Origin of the sequence: Paraburkholderia phytofirmans PsJN (assembly GCF_000020125.1) — a bacterium.
In the GTDB taxonomy this organism is placed as follows: Bacteria; Pseudomonadota; Gammaproteobacteria; order Burkholderiales; family Burkholderiaceae; genus Paraburkholderia; species Paraburkholderia phytofirmans.
Genome location: NC_010676.1, coordinates 876,378 through 903,224 on the forward strand (window position 1 = coordinate 876,378; position 26,847 = coordinate 903,224).

The following is a 26,847-nucleotide window of genomic DNA, read 5'->3' on the forward strand; positions in this document are numbered from 1 at the left end:
AACGGAGTGGGCTATGAAGATCGTAAGGGGCAGTATCGTGGCGTCGGCACTGATGATCGGTACCGTCGCCATAGCGAATGGGCAGTTGGTCACGCAGCGGGGCGCCACCGGTGCGGCTGCCGTCAATGGCGCGCCTTCCGCTATGACCAACAACGCGGGCGCTACAGCGGGAACGGGCCCTGGAACGGCCGCCGGCATGAGCCCGATGTCGCCGGGCGCGGGAACCGTGGGCGGCCTAAGGGCCGGTCCCGCGCTCAATACCATGCGGGCGAACGGCACGAGCCTGAACGCGAACCCAGACCCGCGCGTGCCCAATTTCGCGGGCAAAGGCACGGCGGCGCCGCGGAATTAGTCAGCAAGATAGACGCGTCCATTGCGTGAACGCCGCGGATAAAATGCACGCCTCGGTGAGTAGATCCGATTCGACAGCAAGGAGATGGGCATGGCGTACGGCGAGCATAAATACAAGATATCGGTGCAATGGACCGGCAATCGCGGTAGCGGCACCTCCGGCTATCGGGATTACGGACGCGATCATGTGATAGCGGCGGGCAACAAGCCCGAAATTCCAGGTTCATCGGACGCGGCCTTTCTCGGCGACGCCAACCGCTGGAATCCCGAAGATCTGCTGGTCGCGTCGGCCAGCGCCTGCCACAAACTCTGGTATCTGCATCTATGCGCCGACGCCGGCATCACGGTGACGGCGTATCGCGACGACGCCGAAGGCACCATGCTCGACGATCCGAAGCAAGGCCGTTTTTCACAAATCGTGCTGCGCCCGCGCGTCGTGATTCGGGCGGGCGGCGATGTCGAACTCGCCGCGCACTTGCATCATGTGGCGCATGAGAAGTGCTATATCGCGAACTCGGTTAACTTTCCGATTCTCTGCGAGCCGGTCATCGAAACACTCACTGATTGAACGAGGCACGCCCCGCTCGCCGCTCGCCCTGGGCGCGTGCGGCGACGTGGCGCCATCGCTTCAATGCAGCAGCGTCATCTGCACGACCTTCACGATCACCAGCGCGACCGCCACGATCAGATAACCGCGTAGCACGCCCATCCAGACCCGCTTGGACATCGTCAGTTGCGGGGCCGGCAGTTCGTCCAGAGGCGGCATGCGCCAGGCCGCGCGCGTTTCCTTCGACCACCTGAGCTCGCTGTCGTGATTCGACGCGGTCCCTGTTTCCCGCCGCAGCTTGCGGACCACGACGGTCGCCGCATAGCCTGCCACGGCCATCAGCGTGCCGCCTGCGAGCACTTCGAGCATCGCTTCGCCGGTGATATCCGGATACATGACGGAAGCCGTGAGAATGATGGATAGCATGACGAGCACCCAGACCACTGCGCCTGTGAAGACGTTGAGCTTCTTCGAGTTCACCCACGGTCCGAGCACCGCGCGGTCGTTGCACAACAGCAGCAGAAACACGGTCGCGCTCGGCAGCAGCACGCCGGCGAGCGTCTGCACCGCTTCCGTCAGAAGGCCGAGCGGGCTGCCCGGAATCAGCACCAGCGTCGCCGCGGCCGCCACGATGCCGAAGTAGACGAGATAGAAGCCCTTCGCATCCGACACGCCGCGATGCAGCGAGTGGCGAATCTTGAAGACGTCGCCGATCGCGTAGGCGGTGGACAGCGACACCGCCGCCGCGCCGATGATGCACGCGTCGAGCAGCGCCACGGCGAACAGCACGGCGGGCGTGCGGCCGGCGTAGCTTTCGAGGTCGGCGATCACGCCGCCCGCGTCGGTGAAATGGCCGGATTCGGGCTTGCCCGCGTAGAGCGCCGCGCAGAACGAGATCATGGCCACGGCGCCGATCATCACGAAGACGATCCCGATCCAGAGATCGGCCTTTTCGTACTTCATGAAGCGAGGCGTGATGCGTTTATCGACGATGTAGCTCTGCTGGAAGAACAACTGCCACGGCGCGACGGTCGTGCCGACAATGCCGATCACGAGCAGCATCACGTCGCTGAGTTTTGAGTGCGCGGGCCAGCCCGGAATCAGAAAATCGTGCGCCATCTGGCTAACCAGCGGGTGAATCGACACCAGCACGGGCACCAGCAACAGGCTCATCAGGCACAGCACCACGGCGAAGCGTTCGAAGCGCCGGAAATTGCCCGTGCTGACCGCGGCCATGGTCACCGCCGCGGCAATGCAGACGCCGGCCACTTTCGAAATGCCGAAGAACTGCAACACGAACGTTATACCGATGAACTCGGTCAAGATCGTCAATGCGTTCAGGATGAACAGATCCACGACGCTGAAGGCACCCCAGAACTTGCCGAAGCGCTCGAAGATCAGCCGCGCATGACCCACGCCGGTCACCGCGCCAAGACGCAGCACCATCTCCTGATTGACGAACAGCACGGGTACGAGCAGCAGCATGGTCCACAGCAAAGTGGTGCCGTAGTTCTGTCCCGCTTGCGTGTAGGTGCCGAAGGCGCCGGCATCGTTATCGCCGACCATCACGATGAGGCCGGGCCCGAGAATCGCGAGCAGCGTGCGCACGCGGGCCCACCAGCTGTTGCGCGCCCCCGTGTCGTGATGGGCGATGGTGCCGAGCGCGCCCTTGATGTCGCCGAGGTGCGCGTCGTCGAGAACGGCGCTGCGGGGTGGTGAGACGTTGATTGGAGTGGACATGCTAGCCGCCTGAGTAGGTTTGATTGGATTGAGCGGGGCATCTTCAGGATCCGCCGATGTGCGCGGCCGAACAGGGCGGCGCTGCCGGCGGACACGCGAAGACGCGCTGAGCGTGTGTGATTACGAAGCGGCTCGCGAGACAGGACGCGAAGCGAGCGCCCTGACGCGGTGCCAGGCAACGGTGAGCCAATGCGGCTTGATGCCGTGCAATGCGAGAGCGGCGTCGCTGTGGGTGTGGGTTTGCTGCAGTGTCGGTACGAGGATAGCGAGGTACATGTTTTTTTCTCCGGGCGTATGGCTTGACGCGGATTGCGGAAAGCCGGCAGACGCGGAGCGCGGCGCATCAGGCGCGCGGCGAATCAGGTCTACTTGCTTTCCTTGGGCAAATGATTGTTTGCCGGCCCGCTCGGTCGTGACTGAGCGGCAATTGAACGGCAACCAGGCGGCGTATGGGATAACTGTCACTGTCCATGGTGGCTCCTTATCGGCGTTCAGTACGCACGTGTTTGTCCACGCGGTCGGACGCGCCGCGTTTCGAACGGATCGAATCGGCGCGAGCGAGCGCTGCCGCGAGCGGAGGCTCGCGACGCGATGCCATTCGGCGAGACGCACGTGCGCAAGCACGGCGCGGGCGAATGGCGCTAATCAGGGTGCACGGAGAGAGTTACTGCGGCGCGCACCGTCTGCCTGCTGGCAAGACGGCGGCTAGAAAAAGGGAGCGCGGGCGTCGGGCCGGTCAGGCAGTGAAACTGTTCGAAAGTCGACTACTGGTGGTGTCCAAGGCATGGGCCCCGTTTGTGAAGACGGCGAATTTTAGGCACTGCCGCAAGCGGAAGTCAACATGCTTCGTTAAACGAAGCAAATATTCTTTGATAGGGCGTGGGTTAGACCACGTTGTGGTCGCGGAAGGCGTCTTGTCTTTCAGATGCGACAGGAAAGAAAGGCTAATGAAGGGTGCTTTTTGCCACCTGATGAAGAGAGCGGCTTGGGCAGAATCTTGCGGCTGCGAGTGCATGTGCAACTTGCCTCGATGGCATGCCCGCACTGACGAAAACACGAGGCGCCTGGCGCGCGTTGGTGATTCGCGACTACACGCGAGTGAGCCTCGGCGATGGCGTCGATTTTCGGGCGCGCTTCGCTGTCCGCGGCACCGCGAAGCACGCTCAGAGACGTCTCAACGATTGCCGTCGAGCAGATCGCCGAGCAGTTCGTCGAATGCGGCTTGCGCGTCTTCGAGCTCCTGCAGCGCGGCGTCGAACGTTTGCAGCGCGAACTGCGAAGGCTTGCCGCTGCCGGCCGGCGGGAATTGCGATTGCAGCGACGCGAACGCCGACTGCACGCGCTGCGTCGCGGTCAAGACGCGCTGCATTGCCGCGGTTTCTTCGGCTCGCGCCTGTTCGTGATCCATGAGAACTCCGTATTCAACTGTCGGCTGGCGCCGTTTCAAAGGGGTGACTATGCCACGTTAGCGTTCAGGACAGCGGCAAGCCGCCGTTGGCCTTCACTTCGCGCAACGACAGCGCCGATTCTACCGACGTCACGCCCGGCAGGCTGCGCATCTCGTCGCGCATGAACGTGCCGTAGTCGTCGAGGTCGCGGGCCACCACCTGCAGGATGTAATCGGCGCTGCCCGATACGTTGTGACACGCCAGGATGCGCGGAATGGCCTGCACCTCGCGCTCGAAACGTGTCGCCACCGCCCGGTCGTGCACTGCAAAGCGCACGTAGACGAAGGCGACCACGCCGAAGCCGAGCGCGGAACGCGACAGCATCGCGCGGTACTGGTCGATGTAGCCGTCGTTTTCGAGGCGCTTGAGGCGACGCGCGCAGGGCGTTTCGCTCAGGCCGACCGTTTCGGCCAGCCGCGCGTTGGACATGCGGCCATCTTTCTGCAGCGCGGCGAGGATCGCGCGGTCTGTTTTATCGAGGTCGGTTGTCATGGCTAAGTATGCTGATGACGGGTTGGAGGAAAGCCCATGCGTGGGCCGCAATATTAGCGCATTCCTCCAAGGGTGCGGTCTCCTGCTCCGCAATTCGCCAGCAAACCCTCCGCCGACGATAGCAAGATAGAGCCTTGAAAACAGGAGAATTCGATGATTTCCGCACATCTGCTGGCCGTGTATATCGCAGCGCTTTTCGTCGTCTATGCCGTGCCTGGACCGGACATGGCGCTGGTGCTGCAAACCAGTATCGGACGCGGCGCGCGCAGCGGCTTTGCGGCTGCCGGCGGCCTCGGTGTCGCGCGCGCGACGCACGTGACGCTCTCGGCATGCGGCGTGGCCGCGCTGTTGCGCAGCGCGCCGTGGTTGTACGAAGTGGTGCGCTATGGCGGCGCGGTTTATCTCGCGTGGGTGGGGATTCAGGTTTTTCGTTCGCCGGTGTTTGCGCTGCCCGGCGGTACTGCCGCGGGTGCCAACGCGGATGCTGCGGCAAGCGTCGAGTCACGCCCGCTGCGGGCCGCTTTTGTCAAAGGCCTGCTGACCAACTTGCTGAACCCGAAAGCGCTGCTGTTCTGCTCAGTGCTGCTGCCGCAATTCGTGCGTCCGGAGGCGGGGCCGGTGGCCGTGCAGATGGTCGAGCTCGGTCTGGTGCTGCTCGCGATCGGCGCCTGTTTCGACGTGCTGTACGCGATCGGCGCCGCGCGGATCGCCGGCTGGATGCGCGCCCATCCGCTCGCACAGACGCTGCAGCGTTGGACCTTCTCGGCGGCGCTGATCGGCTTTGCGTTGCGGCTTTCGCTGGACTGACTCTGGCTGATGACGGCGCGTCAGCAGCGCGTCTTCACACCGCCGCGCCAAGACCGCGCAGGAACGGCCGCTTACTTGCCCAGCTTGTGCTCGCGCCGCGAGCGGTCTTCGATGATTTTCCGGCGATGCTTGTCTTTCATCTTCTTCCAGCTTTTGCATTCGTCGCGCGTGCGCATGCAGCCGATGCAGAAGCCGGTTTTACTGTCGAACTTGCAGATGTCGATGCAGGGTGACGCAATGCTCATGACGATTGGCAATTGGGGATTAAGGTAAGTGCGAAGACTCTCGCATGCGCCGTGCCCGCACGCCAAGTGATTGTGTTAATAAAGCCAATAGAGCGCCACGCCTTATTCGTGGCAACACAATCACTCGCTTTCCCTCTCAATGAAAACTTTTCTGCTCTATGCCGTGACCGCCGTTGCCGAAGTCGTCGGTTGCTACTTGCCGTGGCGCTGGTTGAAAGAGGGCGGTTCCATCTGGCTGCTGGTGCCGGGCGCGCTCAGCCTCGCGCTGTTCGCCTGGCTGCTGACCTTGCACGGCACCGCCGCAGGCCGCGTCTATGCGGCTTACGGCGGCGTGTACGTGGCGGTGGCGATTGCCTGGCTATGGTGCGTCGACAAGGTGCGGCCCACGCTGTGGGACGCCGCCGGCGTGGCCTTCACGCTGGCCGGCATGGCGATCATCGCGTTCCAGCCGCGCGTTTGAGCCGGCCGGGGAGCGGATCTTGCCGCTCCCAAAGCATCTCTTGTTGATGCGCTCATTGCGCTGCGCGCCAACCTCGAGTCCGCGCGGGCTCACGCTTTACTTGATGCCGCCGAGATAGTCGAGCTTGCCGAGATCGACGCCGTTGTGACGCAGAATGTCATACGCCGTCGTGACGTGAAAATAGAAGTTCGGCAGCACGAAACCGAGCAGATACGACTGCCCGGTGAACTCGACCGGGCCCGAGCGCAGCTTCAGCGTGATCGCGCGTTCTTCCGAGCCGTCGATCTGTTCCGCATTGAATTCCTTCAGATAATCGATCGTCTTTTGAAGGCGGGCAATCAGTTCTTCAAAAGTCTGCTCGACGTCTTCGTACTTCGGCGCTTCGACGCCGGCAAGACGCGCGGCGCAGCCCTTCGCGGTGTCGCTCGCGATATAGACCTGACGCGTCAGCGGCAGCATGTCCGGTGCGAGCCGGCCGGTGGTGAACACGGTGGGCTCGATCTGTTTCGCGGCGGCATGCGCCTCCGCTTTGCCCAGAATAACCTGCAGGTTCGTCAGGCCGCGGATCAACACGGGCAGTGATGCTTGATACATCGAAATTGGCATGAGGCTTCCTCTGATTCTTTGATCGTGCGCGCGGACGGCGCGCGAGGCAACGTAACGGCTGGATTGCCGCTGCAGCATCATAGCGCGAGCGGCGAGAGATGCGCATCGAGGCGACGCGGCGTTAGCCATTCGGACAACTGCCGCGCACGCCGGAACTGTGATTGAATGGATTGGTCGGACCGATTGACGTTGTTGAAACAGCAAACTTGCCGCCGCCTTCAGGCGCTGAGGTTGTGAGAGGCGCGTGGCGCGTGGATCCAGCTCGTGGAATCCGCCGTCACGCTAACTGGAGAGTCGACACCATGGTCAATAAGCACCCGCTGCCAGGCAGTGAGCGAACAGTGGAACAGGGTTCGAAAGTCGTGGGGCAATGCGATCCGGCGGAGCGGATCGAAGTATTCGTCATGTTGCGCCGTCAGCAGCAGGCGCAGTTCGACGCGTTGATGAGCAAGATCGAAGCGGGCGATCCCAGTGTCAAGCCGCTGTCGCGCGAGACGCTCGCGAAGGACTACGGCGCCGCGCCGGACGACATCGCCAAGGTCAAGGCCTTCGCCGCCGCACACGGTTTGACCGTGGTGCGCGAAGATCCGGCTGCGCGCACGGTCCTGCTGAGCGGCACGATTGCCCAATTCCAGGACGCGTTCGCCGTCAAGCTCGAACATTACGAACATCACACGTCCGGCCAGTTCCGCGGCCGCACCGGCACGATCAGCGTGCCCGACGATCTGCACGGCGTGGTGCAGGCCGTGCTCGGCCTCGACGACCGCCCGCAGGCGCGGCCGCACTTTCGCATCCGGCCGCCGTTCCAGGCGGCTCGCGGTCATCAGGTTTCGTTCACGCCGCCGCAACTCGCCTCGCTCTACCATTTTCCGCAAGGCGACGGCGGCGGTCAGTGCGTCGGCATCATCGAGCTGGGCGGCGGGTATAACGCCAGCGATCTCAAGTCCTATTTCGCGAGCCTCGGCGTCGCCTCGCCCAAGGTAAAGTCGGTCGGCGTCGATCAGGGCAGCAACCAGCCCACTGGCGACCCGAACGGGCCGGACGGCGAAGTCACGCTCGACATCGAAATTGTCGGCGCGATCGCCCCCGGGGCGGAGATCGCCGTGTATTTCACGCAGAACAGCGACGCCGGCTTTATCGACGCGGTGAGCCGCGCGGTGCACGACACGACCAACAAGCCCTCGGTGATTTCGATCAGTTGGGGCGGGCCGGAGTCGAACTGGACCAGCCAGTCGTTGCAGGCCTTCAACAGCGTGCTGCAGTCGGCGGCAACGCTTGGCGTGACGGTCTGCGCGGCCTCGGGCGACAGCGGTTCGAGCGACGGCTCGGGCAGCGGCGATCAGGTCGACTTCCCGGCGTCGAGCCCCTATGTGCTGGCCTGCGGCGGCACGAGTCTCACCGCGTCGGGCACCTCGATCTCGCACGAGGCGGTCTGGAACGACGGCGCGCAAGGCGGCGCGACCGGCGGCGGCGTGAGCCAGGCTTTCCCGGTGCCGGTGTGGCAGAAAGGCTTGTCCGCCACGTCGACGAAGGGCGGCAAGAAAGCGCTCGGCGGGCGCGGTGTGCCGGACGTGGCGGGCGACGCATCGCCGGTGACCGGCTACAGTGTCCTGATCGACGGCACGCAGACGGTGGTCGGCGGCACCAGCGCGGTTGCGCCGCTGTGGGCCGCGCTGATCGCGCGCATCAACGCGGCGAAAGGGCAGCCGGCCGGCTTCATCAACCCCAAGCTGTATAAGGCGACGGGCGCGTGCAACGACATCACGCAAGGCAACAACGGCAGTTTCGCGGCGTCCCCGGGTTGGGATGCCTGCACGGGGCTCGGCAGTCCCAATGGTCAGAAGGTGGCGGCCGCACTATAGTCTGCAAACGCGCCCCGCAGGAAATCCTTCGGGGCGCCACAAAAGACGTGAACGAACCCATGGAGCGATCATGACGAATACCGAGTCAGCTTCTGTTAGTCCGCAGCCGTCGCACAATTCGCATGCTTCAGGCGCGCCCGCGCCCGCGCCGGCCAGCGCGCCGCACAAGGCCAAAGATCAGCCGTTCTTCGACCCGGTTGCTTACGGCAACGGGCCGGATGATTCCGTGACCGAAACCGATGAAAGCGCGGCGATCACGCACCACTCGGTCACCATCGGCGGGCACAAGATCGACTACACGGCGACGGCGGGCCACCTCGTCATCGTCGACCCGAGTAGTTCAAAGGCGGAAGCCCGCATGTTCTACGTGGCGTTCACGCAGGACAATCAGAAGGAAGAAGCCCGGCCGGTCACGTTCTTCTATAACGGCGGGCCTGGGTCGTCGTCCGTTTTCGTGCTGCTGGGCTCGTTCGCGCCGCGCCGCATCAAGACGTCGATGCCGAGCTTCACGCCACCCGCGCCGTATTCGATGGAAGACAACCCGGACAGCCTGCTCGACAAGAGCGACCTCGTCTTCATCAACCCGGTCGGCACCGGCTACTCGGCGGCGATCGCGCCGAAGAAGAACCGCGACTTCTGGGGCGTCGACCAGGACGCGGACTCGATCAAGCAGTTCATCAAGCGTTTTCTGACCAAGAACAACCGCTGGAATTCGCCGAAGTACCTGTTCGGCGAGTCGTATGGCACGGCGCGCAGTTGCGTGCTGGCGTACCGTTTGCACGAAGATGGCGTGGATCTGAACGGCATCACGCTGCAATCGTCGATTCTCGATTACACGCAGGCCGGCAACCCGGTGGGCGCGCTGCCCACCGCGGCCGCGGACGCGTGGTATCACAAGAAGCTCGGCATCGCGCCGCGGCCGACCGACCTCGGCACGTTCGCCGAAGAAGTCGCGCAGTTCGCGCGCACGGACTATCTGGCCGCGCTGCGTAAGTTTCCGACCACCGACGCGGCAACGGTCGAAAAGCTCAGCGAATACACGGGCATCGACAAAACGACCTTGCTCGCGTGGAGTCTGGATGTCGCCTCGTACGACAGCCGGGGCAATTCGTTGTTCCTCACCACCCTGCTGAAATCCAAGGGTCTTGCGCTCGGCGAGTACGACGGCCGTGTGACGGCGATAGGCACGGGCATTGCCGGCAAGATCGACCCGAATTCCGGCGGCAACGACCCGACCATGACGGCGGTGACCGGCGTCTACACGACGATGTGGAACGTCTATCTGAACGAGCAACTGAAGTACACGTCGAATTCGTCGTTCACGGATCTGAACGACCAGGCCTTCAAGTACTGGGACTTCAGTCACATCGATCCGACCGGCGCGCAGAAGGGCGTCGACTCGAAGGGCAACATCATTCTGTACACCGCCGGGGACCTGGCTGCCGTGATGGCGCTCAATCCCGACCTGAAGGTGCTGTCGGCCAACGGCTTCTTCGATTTCGTCACGCCGTTTTATCAGACCGTGCTCGATTTACAGCAAATGCCGCTGCTCAGCCAGCAGGTCCGGCAGAATCTGTCGGCGCGCTTTTATCCGTCGGGGCATATGGTTTATCTCGACGGCGGATCGCGCACCGCGCTGAAGGCCGATCTCGCGAAGATGTACGACACGACGGTGTCCAATACGCAGGCGCTGCTTCGTATCCGCGCATTGCAGGCGCGTGTGGCGCAGTAGCTGCGGGTTGACGGATCGGATCGCATTGCGCCGCGTCGCAGACGCGGCGCAATGCGGGATGCCTTTGCATCGCGACAATCAGGCGTTTGCGACTGGCGAAGCGTGACGGTAGCGCCGCCGGTCTCCTCAGCCCGCGAAATCCGCTAAGCGCGGCCTATGCACGCACCGCGCATAGGCAGGCTTTTTTACTTATCCATATTGAATGTGTTTTAATTAGTCTGCGAATTGAACTATTGCGTGCCGCTCCCGGCGCGCCGACGAATGAACGCAGGCATTGCAGACAGGCGTCGCGCCAGCTATTCCAGCGACGCGACCAGCAGTACGTACGACACGGCTTTGCCGGCGCTTGCGCGCCGGCGCGGCGTTGCGCGTCATCTCGGCAGGATACGTTTTGCGCTTGCGCTCGGCTTCACCGCGCTGGTGATGCTACGCATGGGCGACGCTCGCGCGCAGAACGCCGGCATGCTCGACGAACGCGTCACGCAGCAATCGGTCGGCGACACGATTTGCCGTCCCGGTTACGCGGACACGGTCGCGCCGCCGTTCGACGAACTGATGGCGCACAAAGACCGCATGCTTGCCGCGCGCGGCATCGATACGGACAACGGCGCCACCTTCGCGCTCGACCGCCGCGTGCCGATCGTGCTCGGCGGCTCGCCGGACGCGCCCGCCAATCTCGATCTTCTGCCGTGGGCAGGCCACCAGGGCGAGCGCCGCAAGGCGCGCGCGGCGGTCATGCTCAAGCGCTGCGTCTGCGAAGGCAAACTGAGCCTCGCCGAAGCACAAGCCGCGATTATCGGCAACTGGTCGGTGGTTTATTCGGGCTTCAGTCAAACGTCTTGCGACGTGAGCCGGCTCGACGTGGCGACCGGCGGCAACGACGGTCGCGGCGCCGGCCGCGACAGCCCGCCGTGAAGCCGGTCGGCTTGTGTGCGGCGCCTGCTTCGTTCACGCGCATTTAACAGCTATTCAGCCGCGCGGCTTGCAACTCGCAGGCCGCGGCCCCATCTAGTTTTCGGAGAATCATCATGATCCATTTACGTCTTGCCGCCATGGCGCTTTCTATCGGCTGCGTGTTCGGCAGCACTGCCGTGCTCGCCGCCGAGCCGGTGCATTGCGGCCAGGCCGACACGCTGAAGATTCGCGGCGATGTGCCCGCGGCCATCAGCTTCGACGTGTACCGCCAACTGCGGCCGTTGAGCGCGCAACGTGTTGCGCTGTTCCAGTCGGCCGGCGAGGTGAAGCGCCTGCCTGACGGCCTGGCCGTATGCGAAGTCGCTGACGACGGCGTCGACGATCCGTCCGCGGTGCTGGTTCAACTGCCGCAGGGCAGGAATGCATGGTGGGTGAGCTCGGCCAACGTGCAAGCGGCGGACTGATCGCGACAACCAGTCCGCCTTTTGCGCAGGTCCCTCGCAGGATGCCGTGGCGATGCGCGGCGCGGCCCGGTTTTCGCGCTCAGTGTCCGCATTCGATGCGTTTGCCGGGTCTGTAGCGGGAAATGAACAGCTGTTTTGCTATTTTTGACGCCGCTTATTCAGGTACAGTGCATTAACGGCAAGATTTAAGCCCGTTTTTTGACGACACTGTGTTGCATCGCTTTTACTGTCGATTGTGGCTATCCTGAGTACAGGACGAAACTCGCAGGGGAGAATTAAATGATCGCCTTCTATCTGTCATTGGCCGCTTTGGGCGCCGCCGGCGCTGCGTTGATCCGCCAACTCGCTGCCGTGCAGGCGAAACAGCGTGCCGCATTGCGCCCCGTGCGCGTGCAGTCCGCGGATCGCGGCGCTGGCCGCAACGCGCGCAGAGGGTAGAGCGCATGAACCTGATCGTGCGCAACATCGCGCAATCGTGCAGCGAGCAGGAAGTGCGGGATTTCCTCAAGCACGAACTTGGGCATTACGCGAAGAACATCGAGGTCGTCGACGCAGGTAAGCCCGGCGCGTACGCCACGGTCGAACTGGACGCCGAAGTGCCCTATGTCGGCGAAGTGATCGCGCGGCAGATTCACGGCAAGCAGTTGGGCGGCCAGACGCTTGAAGCCAGCGCCGATCTGTTCACCGACGAACCGCCGGCGCCTCAGTAACCCAGCGCGATCGATTCACCTGAATGCGTTGCGCGACAAGAGCGCACGTAAGCCGGCGTGCCGGCGCGTCGTCCGCACACCCATCCCTTTCTCAATCTCCGCTTGTCTGCACCGGCCAATCGAACGGCGTGTACGGCAACGCGCGCTTGTGACGCGTGACTTCGTGGAAGCGCAAGATGGTCTCGCGTGCCGCATCGCTCACGGGTTTGCGCTCCAGAAAGTCGTCGATTGCGTCGTACGGAATGCCATAGGCGTCCTCGTCGGGTCGTTGCGGCCGCAACATTTCGAGGTCGGCGGTCGGCACCTTGTGCGCTAATGCTTCCGGCGCGCCCAGCGCTTTGGACACCGCGCGCACACGCCGCTTGTTGAGCCCGGTGAGCGGCAATACATCGGCGCCGCCGTCGCCGAACTTCGTGAAGAAGCCCATCACCGATTCGGCCGCGTGATCCGTGCCGATGACCACCCCGGCCCGCGCACTGGCCACCGCGTATTGCGCGATCATGCGCTGCCGCGCCTTGATATTGCCGTGCACGAAGTCCTGTTGCGATTCGTCCTTATAGAGCAGGCCGCTTTGATCCAGCGCGGCGAGCATGGCGTCGGCCGCAGGTTTGATATCGATGGTGAGATTTTCGTCCGCGCGAATGAAACGCAATGCCTGCTGCGCGTCGGCTTCGTCTTTCTGTTCGCCGTAAGGCAGACGTATTGCGACGAAGTGCGCGTCGTAATGTTCGGCGCGCAATCGCTCGACCGCGAGTTGCGCGAGCCGCCCCGCAGTTGTCGAGTCGACGCCGCCGCTGATCCCGAGCACATACGTTTTCAGGCCGCTGCTACGCAGATAATTCGCGAGGAAAGCAACCCGGCGCTCGATTTCATATTCAGCATCGAACTCGGCGCTGATGTGCATTTCTTCAGAGATGCTTGCCTGGCGTGCGACTGGATCGTGTTGCGTCATGATTCTTCTTTGCTCCTTGCGCGCTTGCGCACATGTCGAACCGTAACCGGCCCGGGTTCAATTCACCTTCGCACCGCTTTGAATCCGCCGCATTGATTTGCAAAGATGTCCAGTTATTACAGCGGTATCAATCATTCGACGAATCTTCATCGACAGATCGCAGTGTGCTTAGTAACATCCTCGTTCTGAGAGCGCCGCGTGAGCCGGCGAGCAGTCAATAATAATCAGGTTTGCTCAAACACGCGATGAACCACACCAACCGGCCTGGCCAGCCTGTAATGGACCGTCTGTTTTTCGCGTCGGTCAATCGTCCGCCCGACGTGTCGTGTATGTCGTATCGACTTTCCGTGCGGGGCATCGCGCGCGCATTGCCTTCTTTGCGCCGGTGGGCGCGTGCGCTGAGCGCCGCGTTATGCATGGCGTCATGCGGCGCGGCGATGGCAGCTTCGGCGCCCGTCGCGGTGTCGGCGCCAAAGCCGGTGAATCGTCCGGTGGCTGCCGTCAATGCGTCGGCTGTCGCCGCGCCCGATGCCGCCGGCGTGGTCGATCCGCGTCGCGCGTTCATGCTGCGGGAGGTGTTCGCGCAGAACGTCACGCGTACGCTGAATGTGCCGGCAGCGGAGCAGCGAGCCTATGCCAACCGGCTGCAAGCCGTGCTCGGCGCGCACATGCTCGGCGATCTGTCGGGCGAGTATGTCGTGCTGGTCGATCGCAATGCCAACGTGCAGGCGCTCTTCATCTATTTTCGCGCCGCGCCGGCCGACGCCTGGCAGATGATCGGGGCGTCGCCGGTTTCGACCGGGCTGCCGGGCGAGTACGACCACTTCATCACGCCGCTCGGCGTATTCGAGCACACGCCGGCCAACATGGATTTCCGTTCGGAAGGCACGCAGAACGAAAACCATATTCGCGGCTACGGCAAGCGTGATATGCGGATCTTCGACCTCGGCTGGGCCCAGGGTGAGCGCGGCTGGGGCAAGGGCGGCGTGTCGCAGATGCGCTTCCAGATGCACGCCACCGACCCCGACCATCTCGAATCGCTGCTGGGCATGCGTCACTCGAAAGGTTGCGTGCGCATTCCCGCGTCGCTCAATTCGTTTATCGATCACTATGGCATTCTCGATGCCGAGTATGTCGCGCTCGTCGAATCGGGTAAATCGCTGTGGGTGTTGAAAAGCGACCGACAGGTGACGCCGTGGGCTGGGCGTTACATCGCCGTGGTGGATTCGGCGCGCAAGAGCCGCCCAGCGTGGGCGCCGGCGCCGGGCAGCAAGGCGCGCGCTAAATTGCCGGCAGGAGCGGACACGGCGGATTGATTCGCGGCGGGGGCGTCGCGACTGCGCCGCGCATTGCGATTGCGCTGTGCATTGCGACTGCGCTGCATTGCGGCTGCGCCACGCATCGCTGTGCGCCGCCCACTGCGACTGTGCCGCGCACAGCGACCGCGCCACACGCAGCAAACAAGGCGCGCACAGCGACCGCCGCGCACCGCGACTTTCCAGTGCATCGCACCCACGCCACGCATCGCGACAACGCCGCACACCACCCCCGCCTCGCCCATATCGAGCACGCACCCATCACGACCGCGCCAGCAACACCCCCACCAACGCAACCGCAAACCCCACAATCTGCATCGGCAGCAGCGTCTCGCCGAAGCCGACATAGCCTTCGAGGGCAGCAAGCGGCGGCGCGAGAAACATCAGCGCAGTCGCGCGCGCCGCGTCGCCGCGTCTGACCATCCACACCAGCAACGTCACGCTAACGCCGGAGAGCATCACGATTCCCCACGCGAGCGATCCCCACAGCGTGGCGGACGCAATCCAGCGATGTTCACCGAGCGCAAGCACAAGCACGCCCGCGACGAGCGCGGCGCCGAAGTTCTGCACTGCGCTCGCGCTGCGAATATCGGCCTTGGCGAGCGAAGTCTTCTGGAACAGCGTGCCCGCCGTAATCGCGCCGATCGCGGCGATCGAGATCAGCACGACCAGCCAGGTGGGCGCGCTGCCGTGCGGCGTCGGCGCCGTGGCCGCCGTCAGCTTCGGTTCGAGCACCAGCACGACGCCGGCGAGACCGAGCGCCATGCCCGTCCAGCCGCGCCGCGATAACCGCTCGCCGAAGAGCGGCGCGGCGACCGCGGCCGTCGCGAGCGGTTGCAGCGCGCCGAGCAAAGCCATCACGCCGGCGCTCAAGCCTTGTGCGACGGCCCAGTAACCCGCGCCGAGATAGACACCTTGCAGCAGCGCACCCGCTACCAGATGTTTGCCGAAGTCGCGCCCGCGCGGCCACGTGGCGCGTGCAAACAGCGAGGCCAGCGCGAATATCAGCGCCGTGCCGCCGAAGCGGGCAAGCAGGAACAGATTGGGATCCGCGTACGGCGTGATCGCGCGGGCGACCACGAAACCGGTCGACCACAACACGACGAAAACAGTGGCGATAAAGGAGGCGGGCATCGGCAAGCGTTAAGAGAAAAGCCGCCATCTTGCCGGGAGACGCAACGCGCGTCTTGCTCGAAACTGCAATTGGCCAAACGCGTTGGCAGAGTCAGAGTGTGGTTTGAACCGCGCACCACCGCACATCACACCATCACCACATCAGCAGCACCGTCCCCGCGCCGAGCACGCCGCCGCACACCGCGCACGCCCACAGCAGCACACGCGTGCGCCGGTATTCGCGGCCGATCTCGACCATCAGTTGCGCATTCTGCTGCGGCGTACGCGCTCGATCGTGCTCGTGTTGCAGATAGCGAACCGCCAGTTGCGGCACGCGCGGGAGCATATGCGCGAGATGCGGCAATTCGCGTCCAATCCGTTTGAGCCAGCCGCGGTGATCGACGTCGCGCCGCGCGATATCCGCCAGTACGTCGCGCGTGATATTCCATGTATCGACGCCCGGATGCAGCGCGCGCGCCAGCATTTCCGCTTGATGAAACGAACGCTGCGCGGTCGCGAGCCGCTCGGGCACCCCGCCCTCGAACGGCTGCACCGCATGCAGCAGATGATGAAACAGCGAACCCGCTGAACGGTCTTCCGGCTCGGCCGCGAAATGCGCTTCGGCGCGCGAGCGCAACTCGGCTTCGAGCACCTCGGCGCGCGTGTCGTGCGGCACGTGTCCGGCATCGCGATGCATTTCGGCGAGCCGCCCGTAGTCCTGGTCGAAGAGCGCGGTCGCGCCATGCACGAAGAATTCGCGCTCGCCCGTCGAGAGACTCGACATGATCGAAAATTCCGCCAGCACGAGACGCCCCAGCGTGTCCGGTTCGATGCTCACGCGTACGCGGCGCGCGTCGAGCGTGGCGTGAAAGAAGCCGTGCTCAAAGGCCTGCTCGGTCACCACTTCGACGATATGCGCGGCGAGCGGCGCAAGTTTGATGTGACGCGCGTGCAAGCCGGGCAGATCGCTCGCCGACAAGGTGCTGACGCGCTGCACGGTCAGCGTGTAAGCGGTGCAGAGATCCCAGATCACGTCCGGCACGACGATGCGCTTGTCGCCGTCGAAATGATGGCCGGTTTGGCTGAGATTGGCGGCTTCCGCGCGCAGGTCGAAGCGGCGCAGGATGTCGTCCGTGAAGGTCTGCGCCAGCGTGCGCAATTGCAGGCGGCGCGCGGTGCCGGAGAGCTTCTCCAGCCAGCGCGCGACCCAGCGCAGCAGCGCGAGTTCATCGCCGATCTGTTGCAACTGGTCGGCGCGCACCAGTTTGATCGCCACTTCGTGATGGCCGTTCACCGGCGTGAGCAGCCGCGCGAGATGCGTCTGCTCGGCGAAGCCGCCGCGCACCGGCACCAGATCCACCGCGCTGAACAGCGCGGCGAGCGGCCTGCCGAAAGCGCGCGCGAGCGCCTGTTCGGACTCGTGCGACGGCAGCGGGGCTTCCATGTGATCGATCGCGTCGATGGCGTCGTGCAAGGTGCCGGCCGCGAGTTCGGGTCGTGCGGCCAGCGTTTGCGCGAACCGGGCCGCCAGTGGTCCGAGTGCCGGCAGCACGCCGCTCAGGCTTTTGTCGCTACGTTCGGCCGTATGCAAGCGGCCGATCAGCTCGATCATCCAGTGCAGTTTGTGGTCTTGCGGCGCGGCAAGCCAGATCAGGCGCGCGCCGTAACGCAGCGCGTGGAACAGCAACAGTAGACGGCGAAACAGTGGCGGCATCGGCAGTTCGGTTGACGGACCACGCGGCGTCCACCTCTATCGAGGGACATTCGCGCACGGCCAGGGCGTTCAGGTTAGCAGGTAAGCGCGGCAAGGGGAGCATCGCCGCGTCACGCGTAATACAATACGCCGGCCTTCTCCAACCGTGGCGAAACCCAAGCGTGCCGGCTTCCGGCCTTTTATAGATGCTCGCAGAACAACGTCACCAATACATCCTGGCGCAAGTCGCCAAAACCGGCGCGCTCTCGGTCGCGGAGCTGGTGCGCGAACTGAACGTGTCGCGCGAGACCATTCGCCGTGACCTGAACGCGCTGGCCGGGCGCGGCCTGCTGGTCACGACTCACGGCGGCGCGTTGTCGAGCGACCGGCGCGAGCCCGACCTCGATACACGCGAAGCCGCCAATGCCGGCGCGAAGCGCGCCATCGGCGAGCGCGCGGCGGAGTTCGTGCCGGACGGCGCGTCGCTGATCATCGATTCGGGCAGCACCACGCAGGCGGTGGCGCGGGCGTTGCTCGACCGGCACCGTTTGTCCGTGTACACGAACGACTGGCGGATCGCGCTGCTGCTCGGCCGCCGCAACGACAACCGCATCACGCTGCTGGGCGGCGAGTTGTCCGACATAGAAGACGCCACCTTCGGGCTCGATACCGTCCACCAACTGACGCAGTATCACGCGGACTTCGCCTTCATCGGCGCGGGCGGGATTTCGCCGGACGGCTATCTGACCGACTACAGCCGCATGGCCGCCGAGGTGCGCAGCCGCATGATCGCCGCGGCGGACATGGTGGTGGTGGTCGCCGATCATTCGAAGTTCGGCCGTGTGACGCCGGTGCGCATCAACGGTATCGAGTCGACACGTTATCTGGTGACGGAGCTCGCGCCCGAACGCGCGCTCGGCAAGGCGATTGCGGCGCATGGCCCGGAAATCCTGATCGCCTGAGCGCCGCTCATTGACTGCCTGTCAGGGCAGGGCGCGCCATTTACATGCATCGAATGCCGAGCCACTTGAAGGTGCGGCCGATCCGCGGCTCGCGATGTGCGAACGTCAACCTCGATCGCGTCGATGCAGCACACGCGCCGCGTTTCACTATCCCCATCCGCTGCAATATTCCGCTTGGCCGGGCACAATACGCGCCGTCGATCGGAACCAGCCCACAGACGCAGCGCTACCGCGAAGCGTTACGCATACATCGTCATTTTCGCCATGTAGGATCGCGGTGACTCGGCACACAGGCTGTGAGGCGTGGCAGGACCGGCGCGGTTCCCGCCATCGCGCGAGCCTTCGTCGCTATCTGAACGAGCGCCGCGCACGCCGGGCGATCGAAAGCGATTTGGATATTATTGGCGAATTGTGTCATTTTTTGGAAATCGGCAGAATCGTCATGGCGTTGTCATGGAAACCTGTGATCCTTGCCGTGCCCATTCAGGCATGGCCGGCGGCGCGAGTGTCGTAGCAGGGCTGTGAGTCAGGCTGGAAAGAGGCGACAAGAAGGCAGCAAAGTTGTTGGCAATCTGCAATCCGCATGAATCTGCACAACAGCTTGATGCGGGCAACACGCAAGCGGCGCGGCGCTACCGCCGCTCAGTCACAATTCAATCACAACAGGTATCGGGATCTCCCGACCGTCTGGTTTTTTGCCTTTCGGAGAAAGCGACATGACAAAGACGAATTCCCTTCACGCCACGGCCGGCCTCGCACGCAAACTGCTGCCGGCGCTGGTCGCCGCGGCAGCCTTCGGCGCCACGGCCATGCAGGCGCACGCGGCCGACGCCGTGGTGCTGTACACCGCTGACGGCCTCGAGAACCTCTACAAGGACGTGCTGCCGGCCTTCGAAAAGAAGGAAGGCGTGAAGGTCAACATCGTCACGGCGGGTAGTGGCGAAGTGGTGAACCGCGCCACCATCGAAAAGGATCAGCCGAAGGCCGACGTGCTCGTCACGCTGCCGCCGTTCATCCAGCAAGCCGACCAGAGCGGCCTGCTGCAGGCTTATCAGAGCGCCAACTACAAGAACGTGCCGGCGATCGCCAAGGCGCCGAACGGCGCATGGGCGACCTTCGTGAACAACTACTTCTCGTTCGCGATCAACCCGGAAGTCACCAAGACCCAGCCGAAGACCTTCGCCGACCTGCTGCACCCGGACTTCAGCGGCAAGATCGCTTATTCGAACCCGGCCACGGCCGGCGACGGCATGGCGGTGATCATCCTGACCTCGTCGCTGATGGGCGAAGACAAGGCGTTCGATTATCTGAAGAAGCTCGAAAACAGCGCCAAGTTCCACACCAAGGGCACGGGCTACCTCGACGTGCTGCTCTCGCGTAACGAAATCGCGGTCGCCAACGGCGACCTGCAAATGGATCTGGACGACGCGGCCAATGGCGGCCTGTCGCTCAAGCCGATCTTCCTCGCACATGAAGGCGGCCAGCCGACCACGTTCCAGTTGCCGTACGCGATCGGCCTGATCAAGAACGGTCCGAACCAGGCGGAAGGCAAGAAGCTGATCGATTACCTGATGTCGACGGAAGTGCAGGCGAAAGTGCCGGACATCTTCGGCATTCCGGGCCGTACCGACGTGCCGCTCACCGGCAAGAACGGCGAAGCCGTCAAGAAGGCCATCGCCGGCGTGAAGCTGATTCCGGTGGACTGGAATCAGGTTATGACGAAGAAGGCCGACTGGACCGCGCGCTGGAAGAGCGACGTGATCGGTTCGTCGGGCAAGCAGATCGAAGTGGTCAAACCGAAGTAACCCGTCGTTCGTCGCGTTATCGACGTCACGGGCGCATCAGGCCGCGTGACGTCGCAGAATCAGGCGGCGTCCACGGCGAAACCGGGGCGCCGCGTCAGCATTAATCCAGTTGGAGGATGAACCCGGTGAATACCGCCAGTCTTGCTCAACCCGGCGCGCTCGGCGCCGCACCGGACGCGCTCGACGCCGCGCGTTCGACTACGCCGGGCGGCGTGCAGATCGATCATCTGACGGTGCGCTTCGGTTCGCGCACGGTGCTCGACGATCTGTCGTTGACCATTCAGCGCGGCGAATTGCTCACCGTGCTCGGCCGCAGCGGTTGCGGCAAGACGACGTTGTTGCGTTTCATCGCCGGGTTTATCGAAGCGGACGGACTGGCCGGCACGCTGACCGTGGCCGGTCACGATCTCACGCACGTGCCGCCGCATAAGCGCAATCTCGGTCTGCTATTCCAGAGCTATGCGCTGTTTCCCCATCTGTCGGTGTTCGAGAACGTGGCCTTCGGCTTGCGCGCGCGCCGCACGCCGTCCAAAGATGTCGCACGGCGCGTCGCCGACGCGCTGAAACTCGTGCAACTCGGCGACGCCGGCCACGTGATGCCCGCGCAGTTGTCGGGCGGCATGCAGCAGCGCGTGGCGCTCGCGCGTGCGCTCGTGATCGAGCCCGATGTGCTGCTGCTCGACGAACCGCTTTCCGCACTCGACGCCAATCTACGCGCGTCGGTGCGTTCCGAACTCAAGGCACTGCATGAGCGCCTGCCGAATCTGACGATCGTCTGCGTGACGCACGATCAGGACGACGCGCTGGTGCTCTCCGACCGCACGCTGTTGATGCGCGAAGGCCGCATCGCCCAACTCGGCACGCCGCAGCAGCTGTACGACACGCCGGCCGACGGCTTCGTCGCGCGTTATCTGGGCGCGGCCAATCTGCTGCCGCCGCAGGTCGCCTTCAGCATGGACGACGCACGCTACAACGAGCGCGATCGCGTGGCCTGTCTGCGTCCGGAGGCGCTGCGTGTCGTGCCGCTCGGCGAAGGGCAGTTGCACGGCGCGATCACCTCGGTCGAATGGTACGGCGCGGTTTTGTCGGTCTCCGTCGCGCTGGACGCCATGCCGAATGAGGCGGTGCTCGTCACCATGCAGCGCGGTCACGGCATGATGCCGGAGAAGGGCGCGCGTATTTCCCTGCGTTACGAGGCTGACGATGTCGTCCTTATCAACCCCTGATACGCCGAACCCGCTAGGCTCGGCTGCCGCCGATGCCGCAGCCGACGTGCGCCGCAGCGCCAGCGCCGCTTCGCATACGGCCGCGGTGAAGCGTCGCGAACGCGCAGCGCAATGGCATTTGCTGTTCATCCTGGTGGTGGTGCTCGGACCGCTGGTCGTCTATCCGCTCGTGCGTCTCGTGCTGCTGAGCCTGACCGGTCCTCACGGCTTGAGCCTGCATGCTTATTCGGCGTTCTTCAGTAACCCGGAAACGAGCGGCGTGATCGGCACGACGCTGTGGATCCTGTTCGCCAGCGCCGGGCTCGCGTCGCTGCTCGGCGTCGCGCTGGCGTCGATCCTGTTCTTCAAGCCGTTTCCCGGCGCGCGGATGATCACGCGCTTTCTCGAACTGTTCGTGGCGTTCCCGTCGTTTCTGGTCGCCTTCACACTGATCTTTCTGTACGGCTCGCAAGGCTCCGTCAGCATCGGCTTGCAGCGGCTCTTTCATATGCAGGCGCCGCCGCTCGATTTCCTGTTCGGCGTGGGCGGCGTGATTCTCGCGGAGGTCGTGTTCTACGCGCCGTTCGTCGTGCGTCCCACGCTCGCTTCGTTCGCCACGCTCGACATGCGTCTGATCGAAGCCGCCCGCAGCCTCGGCGCGAGCGGCTGGATGGTCGCGTTCAAGGTGATCCTGCCGCTCGCGTGGCCGGGCATCGCCGCCGGCACGATCCTGTGTTTTCTGCTGACGCTCAACGAGTTCGGCATTCTGCTCGTGCTCGGCAGCGCGCATCTGATCACGCTGCCGGTGGCGATCTACAGTTCCGCCACCGTCGATCTCGATCTGCCGACCGCCGCCGCCGGCGCGGTCGTGATGCTGATCATGTCTTTGTCGCTGTACGCGTTGTACCGCCAGGTCAACCGTCGCAAGGTGAAAGGAGCGGGCCATGGCCGTTGAACTGGACCCGACCGTTTTGCCGGTCATGCATAAGAAAGCGCGGCCGGTGCGCCGCAGCCTGGTGGTGCGCATGCTCGGCGGCCTGTTTCTCGGCTTTGCCGCGTTGCTGTGCTTCTGGCTGTTCGTGTTGCCGGTGCTGGTCGTCGCACTGTCGAGCGTGGCCGCGCACTGGTCCGGCACGATCCTGCCCGACGGCTTCAGCATGCGCTGGTTCGAGCGCCTCGGTTCGAGCGACTTCGACGCGCTCACCACCAGCCTCGAAATCGGCATGGGCGTCGCGGTGCTCGGTACGATTCTCGGCCTGTGGCTCGCGCTGGCGCTCGAAGGGCGCGACCGCCGTGGCCTCGGCGCGATCGTCGACACCATCGCGATGATGCCCAACGGCGTGCCGAGCGTGGTGCTCGGGCTCGCGGTGCTGATCGCGTATCACAAGCGGCCGTTCGATCTGTCGAGTTCGGCGGCGATCGTCGTGTTCGTGCAGTTGGCGCTGGTGCTGCCGTTTTGCTACCGCTGCGCCGCCGCCGCATTGCGCCCGGAGCTGACGATTTTGCGCGAAGCCGCGGCAAGCCTCGGTGCGCCGCCTTCGATGGTGTTGCGCCGTGTCGTGCTGCCGCAACTGGTGCCGGCCATCCGCGCCAGTCTTGCGCTCGGCTTCGCGCTCTCGCTCGGCGAACTCGGCGCCACGCTGACCGTGTATCCACCCGGATTCGCGACGGTGCCGATCGTGGTCGTCGGCCAGGTCGAGCGCGGTTATTACCTGCCGGCCTCCGCGCTTTCGCTAATTCTTTTGTTGGTCTCGCTCGCTGCGCTGCTGCTGATCGCGGCGCGCGTCCCGCGCCGTCGGGTCGACTGACGCCCGAATCCTGATCGTTGTGTTTGCGTGCCATGACGGCGCGCAAGCCCATACACATATCGATGTGGCGAAATTTGTCAAAATGACCGAATATATGCAAACTGCTTCTGTCGATCCGATTGAGGTTGTGCGCAGGCATTCGCTCACGACGCTGGTTCGCGACGAAATCGAACGGCACATCATCGACGGGGCGCTCGCGCCCGGCGACAAACTCAACGAAGCCGACTGGGCCACGCGTCTGCAGGTGTCGCGCGGTCCGGTGCGCGAGGCGTTTCGCGCGCTGGAGCAGGCCGGACTCGTGCGTACCGAGAAGAATCGCGGCGTGTTCGTGCGGACGGTGTCGCTGGCGGAAGCGGATGAGATTTACGCGGTGCGCGCCGTGCTCGAAGAGGCGGCGTGCCGGATGCTGGCGGCGAGCATCGATGCCGGCAAGCTCGCGGTGTTGCGAGACTGGCTCGACGCGATGCGCGCGGCGCTCGACGGCGAGGATCACGACGCTTATGCGCGCGCGAATGTGGCGTTTCACGATGCGTTGGTGGCGGCGTCGGGCAATTCGAAACTGTATGAAACGTACCGGCGGCTGGTGTGCGAATTGAGTCTGTTTCGACGTGCCGCGCTGGTGGTGCATGCAGATGCGATGGAGCGCTCGCTCGCCGAGCATCGCGCGATCCTGAAGGCGCTGGCTTCGCGCGACGCCGAGCATGCCGCGGCGCTGATGCATGCGCATGTGAACGGCGGCTTGCAGCGCGCTCACGCGGCGTGCGAAACGGCGGGGCCGTTGAACGTAGTGCGGGTGCCGGCGGCATCGAATGATTGAGATGGTTGCAGCGAACTGACTACAACGCGCGTGCCCGGCACGCATGGAAGGTAACGATGGCAAATACGAGCATAAGCACGAGCACAAGCGAACGCACGATCGAAGTCAACGGCCGCAGCTACCGGCTGCCCTCGCAACCGACGGTGGTGGTGTGCGTCGACGGCTGCGAATTCGATTATCTCGAAGCCGCGGTCGCGGCGGGCGTCGCGCCGTTCATCGGCAAGATGCTCAAGGGCGGCGCCGCCTTCAAGGGCGACTGCGTGATCCCGTCGTTCACCAACCCGAACAATCTGTCGATCGTGTGCGGCGTGCCGCCTTCGGTGCACGGCATATGCGGCAACTACTTCTGGGACCCGGACGCGAACGGCGGCGAGGGCGCGGAAGTGATGATGAACGATCCCGCTTACCTGCGCGCCGGCACGCTGTTGGCCGCTGCTGCCGAAGCCGGCGCCGCGGTCGCCGTGGTCACCGCGAAAGACAAATTGCGCCGGCTGCTCGGCTGGCAGTTGAAAGGCATCTGCTTCTCGGCGGAAAAAGCCGACAAGGTGACGTTCGAGGAAAACGGCATCGGCGAAGTGCTCGATCTGGTCGGCATGCCGGTGCCCGATGTGTATAGCGCCGGGCTGTCCGAATTCGTGTTCGCGGCCGGCGTGCGGCTTGCGCAAACGCGCAAGCTCGACCTCATGTATCTGTCCACCACCGATTACATCCAGCACAAATGGGCGCCGGGTACCGAAGGCGCGAACGCCTTCTACGCGATGATGGACGGCTACCTCGCGAAGCTCGACGCGCTCGGCTGGGTGATCGGCCTGACCGCCGATCACGGTATGAACGCCAAGCACGATCCGCAGACGGGCGAGCCGAACGTGATCTATTTGCAGGACGTGCTCGACGACTGGCTCGGCCATGGCCGCGCGCGTGTCATTCTGCCGATCACGGATCCGTATGTGGTGCATCACGGCGCGCTCGGCTCGTTCGCGACGATTTATCTGCCGCGCGATGTGAGCGTCGCGCAGGTGATCGAGCGGATCGGCGGCTTGCAGGGGATCGATACCGTGCTCGACAACGCGGCGGCCTGCGAGCGCTTCGAACTGCCGAACGATCGCGTCGGCGATATCGTCGTGGTCAGCACCAAGCATGTGGTGCTCGGCACGCGGCGCGCGGAACATGATCTGTCCGGGCTGACGGTGCCGTTGCGCTCGCATGGCGGGATTTCCGAGCAGGAAGTGCCGCTGCTGTTCAACCGGCGTGTCGAAGCGTTGCCGTCCAGCGGTGGCGAAAGCGGCAAGAGACTGCGCAACTTCGATATCTTCGACATCGCCTTGAATCGCGTGTCGTCATCATGAATACCGTGCTGCGGGACCATCCGGCTTTTCGGGCGGAAGCGCTGCGGCTCAAAGGCGAGCGCGTGACGCGCTCGCGCACGCTCGACGTGTTCGATCCATACACGGGAACGCGTGTTGGCACGGTCCCGCTGGCGAGCGTCGACGACGTGCGCGCCGCGTTCGAATACGCCGCGGCCTATGAAGCGAAGCTCACGCGTTACGAACGCTCGCAGATTCTGGAGCGCGCGGCTTCGCTCATGCGCGAGCGGACCGAAGAGGCATCGGATCTGATTTCGCTCGAGTCGGGGTTGTCGAAACAGGACTCGCGCTATGAGATCGGCCGCGTCGCCGACGTGTTGAAGTTTGCGTCGATCGAAGCATTGCGCGACGACGGCCAGAGTTTTTCCTGTGATCTCACGCCGCATGGCAAGAAGCGTCGCGTGTTTTCGCAGCGCGAGCCGCTGGCGGGTGTGATCGTCGCGATTACGCCGTTCAACCATCCAATGAACCAGGTCGCGCACAAGATCGCGCCGGCCATCGCGACGAACAATCGCGTGGTGCTGAAGCCGTCGGAAAAGGTGCCGCTCTCGGCGCTTTATCTCGCCGACGTGCTGTACGAAGCCGGTCTGCCTGCGCCAATGCTGCAGGTGCTGACCGGCGATCCGCGCGAAATCGCCGATGAGCTGATCACGCATCCATTGGCGGAGCTCGTCACGTTCACAGGCGGCGTGGCGATCGGCAAATACATTGCGGGCAAGGCGGCATACCGGCGCGTGGTGCTGGAACTGGGCGGCAACGATCCGCTGATCGTGCTCGACGACGCCGATCTCGAACGCGCGGCGACGCTCGCCGTGCAAGGCTCGTATAAGAACTCCGGGCAACGCTGCACCGCGGTCAAGCGGATGCTGGTGCAAAAGAGCGTGGCCGCGGACTTCACCGATCTAGTCGTCGAAAAGACGCGCGCCTGGTCTTTCGGCGATCCGTTCGATGCGTCGAATCAGATGGGCACCGTGATCGACGTCGCCGCGGCGCAGCTTTTCGAGGCGCGTGTGAATGAGGCGGTGGCGAACGGGGCGCGTCTGCGGATTGGCAATCAGCGCAAAGGCGCGTTGTATGCGCCGACGGTGCTGGACGGCGTCGATCCATCGATGACATTGGTGCGCGAAGAGACCTTCGGGCCGGTGTCGCCGATCATCACCTTCGACACCATCGACGACGCGATTCGCATCAGCAATGGTACGGCGTTCGGGCTGTCGTCGGGCGTGTGCACGAACCGGCAGGATGCGATCACGCGCTTCATCAACGAATTGCGCGTGGGGACGGTCAACGTGTGGGAGGTGCCCGGCTATCGGATCGAGTTGACGCCGTTCGGCGGCATCAAGGACTCCGGGCTCGGCTATAAGGAAGGCGTTCAGGAAGCCATGAAGAGCTTTACCAATCTGAAGACCTTTTCATTACCGTGGGAGTAAGCG

The 26,847-nt window shown here is 64.1% G+C and carries 28 protein-coding genes; 19 read left to right on the forward strand and 9 right to left on the reverse strand.

Going from position 1 to position 26,847, the window contains the following annotated elements; translation table 11 throughout:
• The first annotated feature begins 13 nt into the window (after positions 1-13).
• Both BPHYT_RS23650 and BPHYT_RS23655 read left to right on the forward strand, forming a co-directional pair.
• Positions 14-352: a hypothetical protein gene (locus tag BPHYT_RS23650; RefSeq protein ID WP_012426646.1), complete on the forward strand. Its 339-nt coding sequence runs from the start codon at positions 14-16 to the stop codon at positions 350-352.
• Positions 353-442: 90 nt separating this feature from the next.
• Positions 443-919 (forward strand): OsmC family protein, encoded by a 477-nt coding sequence (locus BPHYT_RS23655; RefSeq protein ID WP_012426647.1) that lies wholly within the window; start codon positions 443-445, stop codon positions 917-919.
• 60 nt (positions 920-979) lie between these two features.
• Here the strand turns inward: BPHYT_RS23655 and BPHYT_RS23660 are convergent, their stop codons facing one another.
• The 4 genes from BPHYT_RS23660 to BPHYT_RS23670 form a co-directional block, all read right to left on the reverse strand.
• Positions 980-2,638, reverse strand: coding sequence for an NRAMP family divalent metal transporter (locus BPHYT_RS23660; protein WP_012426648.1), 1,659 nt, complete (start codon positions 2,636-2,638; stop codon positions 980-982).
• Between the two features lie 120 nt (positions 2,639-2,758).
• The gene (locus BPHYT_RS38760; protein ID WP_167315767.1) at positions 2,759-2,914 is read right to left on the reverse strand and encodes a hypothetical protein; all 156 of its coding nucleotides are present in this window, start codon (positions 2,912-2,914) and stop codon (positions 2,759-2,761) included.
• Positions 2,915-3,812: 898 nt separating this feature from the next.
• A complete protein-coding gene (locus tag BPHYT_RS23665; protein ID WP_012426650.1) occupies positions 3,813-4,046 on the reverse strand; it encodes a hypothetical protein in 234 nt (77 codons plus the stop codon).
• A gap of 64 nt (positions 4,047-4,110) precedes the next feature.
• Complete coding sequence (locus tag BPHYT_RS23670; RefSeq protein ID WP_012426651.1) at positions 4,111-4,578, reverse strand: Lrp/AsnC family transcriptional regulator; 468 nt, start codon at positions 4,576-4,578, stop codon at positions 4,111-4,113.
• Between the two features lie 153 nt (positions 4,579-4,731).
• Between BPHYT_RS23670 and BPHYT_RS23675 the strand changes: the two genes are divergently transcribed.
• The gene (locus BPHYT_RS23675) at positions 4,732-5,385 is read left to right on the forward strand and encodes a LysE family translocator (RefSeq protein WP_012426652.1); all 654 of its coding nucleotides are present in this window, start codon (positions 4,732-4,734) and stop codon (positions 5,383-5,385) included.
• Positions 5,386-5,456: 71 nt separating this feature from the next.
• Here BPHYT_RS23675 and BPHYT_RS23680 read toward each other — a convergent pair whose 3' ends face one another.
• On the reverse strand, positions 5,457-5,630 hold the full coding sequence (locus BPHYT_RS23680; protein ID WP_012426653.1) for a DUF1289 domain-containing protein: 174 nt from the start codon (positions 5,628-5,630) through the stop codon (positions 5,457-5,459).
• 139 nt (positions 5,631-5,769) lie between these two features.
• Between BPHYT_RS23680 and BPHYT_RS23685 the strand changes: the two genes are divergently transcribed.
• The gene (locus BPHYT_RS23685) at positions 5,770-6,090 is read left to right on the forward strand and encodes a YnfA family protein (RefSeq protein WP_012426654.1); all 321 of its coding nucleotides are present in this window, start codon (positions 5,770-5,772) and stop codon (positions 6,088-6,090) included.
• Between the two features lie 96 nt (positions 6,091-6,186).
• Here the strand turns inward: BPHYT_RS23685 and BPHYT_RS23690 are convergent, their stop codons facing one another.
• Positions 6,187-6,696 carry a DUF1993 domain-containing protein gene (locus BPHYT_RS23690; protein ID WP_012426655.1) on the reverse strand — a complete coding sequence of 170 codons (510 nt, stop codon included), beginning with the start codon at positions 6,694-6,696 and terminating at the stop codon, positions 6,187-6,189.
• Between the two features lie 302 nt (positions 6,697-6,998).
• On the opposite strand from BPHYT_RS23690, the gene BPHYT_RS23695 reads away from it, so the two are divergent.
• The 6 genes from BPHYT_RS23695 (at position 6,999) to BPHYT_RS23715 (ending at position 12,379) form a co-directional block, all read left to right on the forward strand.
• Positions 6,999-8,558 carry a S53 family peptidase gene (locus BPHYT_RS23695; protein WP_012426656.1) on the forward strand — a complete coding sequence of 520 codons (1,560 nt, stop codon included), beginning with the start codon at positions 6,999-7,001 and terminating at the stop codon, positions 8,556-8,558.
• Between the two features lie 70 nt (positions 8,559-8,628).
• The gene (locus BPHYT_RS23700) at positions 8,629-10,290 is read left to right on the forward strand and encodes a S10 family peptidase (protein ID WP_012426657.1); all 1,662 of its coding nucleotides are present in this window, start codon (positions 8,629-8,631) and stop codon (positions 10,288-10,290) included.
• A 261-nt stretch (positions 10,291-10,551) separates the two neighbouring features.
• Positions 10,552-11,205, forward strand: a complete 654-nt coding sequence (locus tag BPHYT_RS23705) for a hypothetical protein (RefSeq protein ID WP_012426658.1) — start codon at positions 10,552-10,554, stop codon at positions 11,203-11,205.
• 113 nt (positions 11,206-11,318) lie between these two features.
• The gene (locus BPHYT_RS23710) at positions 11,319-11,669 is read left to right on the forward strand and encodes a hypothetical protein (RefSeq protein ID WP_012426659.1); all 351 of its coding nucleotides are present in this window, start codon (positions 11,319-11,321) and stop codon (positions 11,667-11,669) included.
• Positions 11,670-11,948: 279 nt separating this feature from the next.
• Entirely contained in the window at positions 11,949-12,107 is a 159-nt protein-coding gene (locus BPHYT_RS38765) for a hypothetical protein (protein WP_012426660.1), read from the forward strand.
• A 5-nt stretch (positions 12,108-12,112) separates the two neighbouring features.
• Positions 12,113-12,379: an RNA-binding protein gene (locus BPHYT_RS23715; protein WP_012426661.1), complete on the forward strand. Its 267-nt coding sequence runs from the start codon at positions 12,113-12,115 to the stop codon at positions 12,377-12,379.
• A gap of 91 nt (positions 12,380-12,470) precedes the next feature.
• Here BPHYT_RS23715 and nadE read toward each other — a convergent pair whose 3' ends face one another.
• Positions 12,471-13,331, reverse strand: coding sequence for an ammonia-dependent NAD(+) synthetase (gene nadE, locus BPHYT_RS23720; RefSeq protein ID WP_012426662.1), 861 nt, complete (start codon positions 13,329-13,331; stop codon positions 12,471-12,473).
• Positions 13,332-13,576: 245 nt separating this feature from the next.
• On the opposite strand from nadE, the gene BPHYT_RS23725 reads away from it, so the two are divergent.
• Positions 13,577-14,647, forward strand: coding sequence for a L,D-transpeptidase (locus BPHYT_RS23725; protein WP_012426663.1), 1,071 nt, complete (start codon positions 13,577-13,579; stop codon positions 14,645-14,647).
• Positions 14,648-14,908: 261 nt separating this feature from the next.
• Here the strand turns inward: BPHYT_RS23725 and BPHYT_RS23730 are convergent, their stop codons facing one another.
• A complete protein-coding gene (locus BPHYT_RS23730) occupies positions 14,909-15,781 on the reverse strand; it encodes a DMT family transporter (RefSeq protein WP_012426664.1) in 873 nt (290 codons plus the stop codon).
• Positions 15,782-15,914: 133 nt separating this feature from the next.
• Complete coding sequence (locus BPHYT_RS23735; RefSeq protein ID WP_012426665.1) at positions 15,915-17,474, reverse strand: ABC1 kinase family protein; 1,560 nt, start codon at positions 17,472-17,474, stop codon at positions 15,915-15,917.
• A gap of 185 nt (positions 17,475-17,659) precedes the next feature.
• Between BPHYT_RS23735 and BPHYT_RS23740 the strand changes: the two genes are divergently transcribed.
• From BPHYT_RS23740 to phnY, 8 genes are all read left to right on the forward strand, one after another.
• On the forward strand, positions 17,660-18,415 hold the full coding sequence (locus tag BPHYT_RS23740) for a DeoR/GlpR family DNA-binding transcription regulator (protein ID WP_012426666.1): 756 nt from the start codon (positions 17,660-17,662) through the stop codon (positions 18,413-18,415).
• Between the two features lie 716 nt (positions 18,416-19,131).
• Complete coding sequence (gene phnS, locus BPHYT_RS23750; RefSeq protein WP_012426667.1) at positions 19,132-20,220, forward strand: 2-aminoethylphosphonate ABC transporter substrate-binding protein; 1,089 nt, start codon at positions 19,132-19,134, stop codon at positions 20,218-20,220.
• Positions 20,221-20,345: 125 nt separating this feature from the next.
• The gene (phnT, locus tag BPHYT_RS23755; RefSeq protein ID WP_012426668.1) at positions 20,346-21,446 is read left to right on the forward strand and encodes a 2-aminoethylphosphonate ABC transport system ATP-binding subunit PhnT; all 1,101 of its coding nucleotides are present in this window, start codon (positions 20,346-20,348) and stop codon (positions 21,444-21,446) included.
• Entirely contained in the window at positions 21,424-22,380 is a 957-nt protein-coding gene (locus BPHYT_RS23760; RefSeq protein ID WP_012426669.1) for a 2-aminoethylphosphonate ABC transporter permease subunit, read from the forward strand. Before phnT ends, BPHYT_RS23760 begins: the two co-directional genes overlap by 23 nt.
• Positions 22,370-23,233, forward strand: coding sequence for a 2-aminoethylphosphonate ABC transport system, membrane component PhnV (gene phnV / locus BPHYT_RS23765; RefSeq protein WP_012426670.1), 864 nt, complete (start codon positions 22,370-22,372; stop codon positions 23,231-23,233). The genes BPHYT_RS23760 and phnV overlap by 11 nt, the downstream gene beginning before the upstream one ends.
• Positions 23,234-23,315: 82 nt before the next feature.
• Entirely contained in the window at positions 23,316-24,050 is a 735-nt protein-coding gene (locus tag BPHYT_RS23770; RefSeq protein WP_012426671.1) for a phosphonate utilization associated transcriptional regulator, read from the forward strand.
• 56 nt (positions 24,051-24,106) lie between these two features.
• Positions 24,107-25,396, forward strand: a complete 1,290-nt coding sequence (gene phnA / locus BPHYT_RS23775; RefSeq protein ID WP_012426672.1) for a phosphonoacetate hydrolase — start codon at positions 24,107-24,109, stop codon at positions 25,394-25,396.
• Positions 25,393-26,844: a phosphonoacetaldehyde dehydrogenase gene (gene phnY / locus BPHYT_RS23780; RefSeq protein ID WP_012426673.1), complete on the forward strand. Its 1,452-nt coding sequence runs from the start codon at positions 25,393-25,395 to the stop codon at positions 26,842-26,844. The genes phnA and phnY overlap by 4 nt, the downstream gene beginning before the upstream one ends.
• Positions 26,845-26,847 lie beyond the last annotated feature (3 nt).

What these genes read in the sequence shown, in the direction of transcription:
- BPHYT_RS23650 (WP_012426646.1), top strand. Translation starts at nt 14, where the DNA reads ATGAAGATCGTAAGGGGCAGTATCGTGGCGTCGGCACTGATGATCGGT.
- BPHYT_RS23655 (WP_012426647.1), top strand. Translation starts at nt 443, where the DNA reads ATGGCGTACGGCGAGCATAAATACAAGATATCGGTGCAATGGACCGGC.
- BPHYT_RS23660 (WP_012426648.1), bottom strand. Translation starts at nt 2,638, where the DNA reads ATGTCCACTCCAATCAACGTCTCACCACCCCGCAGCGCCGTTCTCGAC.
- BPHYT_RS38760 (WP_167315767.1), bottom strand. Translation starts at nt 2,914, where the DNA reads ATGTACCTCGCTATCCTCGTACCGACACTGCAGCAAACCCACACCCAC.
- BPHYT_RS23665 (WP_012426650.1), bottom strand. Translation starts at nt 4,046, where the DNA reads ATGGATCACGAACAGGCGCGAGCCGAAGAAACCGCGGCAATGCAGCGC.
- BPHYT_RS23670 (WP_012426651.1), bottom strand. Translation starts at nt 4,578, where the DNA reads ATGACAACCGACCTCGATAAAACAGACCGCGCGATCCTCGCCGCGCTG.
- BPHYT_RS23675 (WP_012426652.1), top strand. Translation starts at nt 4,732, where the DNA reads ATGATTTCCGCACATCTGCTGGCCGTGTATATCGCAGCGCTTTTCGTC.
- BPHYT_RS23680 (WP_012426653.1), bottom strand. Translation starts at nt 5,630, where the DNA reads ATGAGCATTGCGTCACCCTGCATCGACATCTGCAAGTTCGACAGTAAA.
- BPHYT_RS23685 (WP_012426654.1), top strand. Translation starts at nt 5,770, where the DNA reads ATGAAAACTTTTCTGCTCTATGCCGTGACCGCCGTTGCCGAAGTCGTC.
- BPHYT_RS23690 (WP_012426655.1), bottom strand. Translation starts at nt 6,696, where the DNA reads ATGCCAATTTCGATGTATCAAGCATCACTGCCCGTGTTGATCCGCGGC.
- BPHYT_RS23695 (WP_012426656.1), top strand. Translation starts at nt 6,999, where the DNA reads ATGGTCAATAAGCACCCGCTGCCAGGCAGTGAGCGAACAGTGGAACAG.
- BPHYT_RS23700 (WP_012426657.1), top strand. Translation starts at nt 8,629, where the DNA reads ATGACGAATACCGAGTCAGCTTCTGTTAGTCCGCAGCCGTCGCACAAT.
- BPHYT_RS23705 (WP_012426658.1), top strand. Translation starts at nt 10,552, where the DNA reads ATGAACGCAGGCATTGCAGACAGGCGTCGCGCCAGCTATTCCAGCGAC.
- BPHYT_RS23710 (WP_012426659.1), top strand. Translation starts at nt 11,319, where the DNA reads ATGATCCATTTACGTCTTGCCGCCATGGCGCTTTCTATCGGCTGCGTG.
- BPHYT_RS38765 (WP_012426660.1), top strand. Translation starts at nt 11,949, where the DNA reads ATGATCGCCTTCTATCTGTCATTGGCCGCTTTGGGCGCCGCCGGCGCT.
- BPHYT_RS23715 (WP_012426661.1), top strand. Translation starts at nt 12,113, where the DNA reads ATGAACCTGATCGTGCGCAACATCGCGCAATCGTGCAGCGAGCAGGAA.
- nadE (WP_012426662.1), bottom strand. Translation starts at nt 13,331, where the DNA reads ATGACGCAACACGATCCAGTCGCACGCCAGGCAAGCATCTCTGAAGAA.
- BPHYT_RS23725 (WP_012426663.1), top strand. Translation starts at nt 13,577, where the DNA reads ATGAACCACACCAACCGGCCTGGCCAGCCTGTAATGGACCGTCTGTTT.
- BPHYT_RS23730 (WP_012426664.1), bottom strand. Translation starts at nt 15,781, where the DNA reads ATGCCCGCCTCCTTTATCGCCACTGTTTTCGTCGTGTTGTGGTCGACC.
- BPHYT_RS23735 (WP_012426665.1), bottom strand. Translation starts at nt 17,474, where the DNA reads ATGCCGCCACTGTTTCGCCGTCTACTGTTGCTGTTCCACGCGCTGCGT.
- BPHYT_RS23740 (WP_012426666.1), top strand. Translation starts at nt 17,660, where the DNA reads ATGCTCGCAGAACAACGTCACCAATACATCCTGGCGCAAGTCGCCAAA.
- phnS (WP_012426667.1), top strand. Translation starts at nt 19,132, where the DNA reads ATGACAAAGACGAATTCCCTTCACGCCACGGCCGGCCTCGCACGCAAA.
- BPHYT_RS23760 (WP_012426669.1), top strand. Translation starts at nt 21,424, where the DNA reads ATGTCGTCCTTATCAACCCCTGATACGCCGAACCCGCTAGGCTCGGCT.
- phnV (WP_012426670.1), top strand. Translation starts at nt 22,370, where the DNA reads ATGGCCGTTGAACTGGACCCGACCGTTTTGCCGGTCATGCATAAGAAA.
- BPHYT_RS23770 (WP_012426671.1), top strand. Translation starts at nt 23,316, where the DNA reads ATGACCGAATATATGCAAACTGCTTCTGTCGATCCGATTGAGGTTGTG.
- phnA (WP_012426672.1), top strand. Translation starts at nt 24,107, where the DNA reads ATGGCAAATACGAGCATAAGCACGAGCACAAGCGAACGCACGATCGAA.
- phnY (WP_012426673.1), top strand. Translation starts at nt 25,393, where the DNA reads ATGAATACCGTGCTGCGGGACCATCCGGCTTTTCGGGCGGAAGCGCTG.